This window comes from Puniceibacterium confluentis (assembly GCF_007923445.1).
GTDB classification, from domain to species: domain Bacteria; phylum Pseudomonadota; class Alphaproteobacteria; order Rhodobacterales; family Rhodobacteraceae; genus Puniceibacterium; species Puniceibacterium confluentis.
Genome location: NZ_VOJI01000089.1, coordinates 1 through 822, shown reverse-complemented (window position 1 = coordinate 822; position 822 = coordinate 1). Strand labels below are relative to the sequence as shown.

General features: G+C 63.7%; 3 pseudogenes. 2 read left to right on the top strand and 1 reads right to left on the bottom strand.

From position 1 onward, the window contains the following. A pseudogene (locus FOY53_RS22660) lies at positions 1-175 on the bottom strand (IS5/IS1182 family transposase); the annotation flags it as partial. A 67-nt stretch (positions 176-242) separates the two neighbouring features. Here FOY53_RS22660 and FOY53_RS24245 point away from each other — a divergent pair. Continuing rightward, positions 243-488, top strand: a pseudogene (locus tag FOY53_RS24245) (IS5/IS1182 family transposase); the annotation flags it as partial. 21 nt (positions 489-509) lie between these two features. Beyond that, positions 510-702: pseudogene (locus FOY53_RS24240) on the top strand (IS5/IS1182 family transposase); the annotation flags it as partial. Between the last annotated feature and the right edge of the window lie 120 nt (positions 703-822).

Here is an 822-nt window from a genome sequence, read left to right as displayed (position 1 = left end):
AGAACTGGATAGCCGCATCGGAAAACACCGCTGGCCGTCCGGGTCGCCAGTCACGTGGCGCGCGCCAGGTCATGTCCCTGTCGACCCGGATCAGCAGCGATCCCCGCTTCCGCAGCGATGCGTTGTAGCTGGACCAGTTCGTCGTGCAATAGCGGATGGGAGATGGCTTGCTCATACCGCGCGTCTAACCGCATGGATTCACAAAGTGAATCCTCCGTCGTCAGACTTGTGCAACAACGCCCATCGACGAGCAAACGTTGGAAATCAGAGCCACCGAAATCACCGGCAGCAGCGTTGATGACGTGCCGATGCTCCCCGAGCTTCTGGCCCGGATCCGCGCCCGCGTGGAGATCGGATCGGTCCCTGCGGACGGTCCACGGCTTACGCGCCGGTGCGACGAGGCAGTTGCCGCCCGGGGCGCGCATGCCGCCATCCCGCCGCGCCAGAACGCCAGGCTGTGGATGCCGTCGCCCGGACGAGGTCCGCCGCCCTTGGACATATCACGGCCGCGCCATCTGACGAAAGTCGAGCGGATACCTCCGCCGAAGCCGAGACGAGACGAAGATGCATTGCGCGAAGCCGCCCGGGCAGAGTGGCATGGCACGTGACTTCGACCGTTGGGTGGCAGAACTCCAGATCCGTGCTGTCGTCCTGAATGGCCACACCGCACTCGGCATCCCTGTCACCGAGCCCGTGGGATAAGTCCGTCCGGGGAAGTGGCGAATCTTGCCCTCACCCCCTTAGCGCAACATGTGTAACCGCCCCATGCGCAAGAGGTAATTTTAGAGCTGGCTTCAGCGCGTCACCGGGTGCTGACATGTG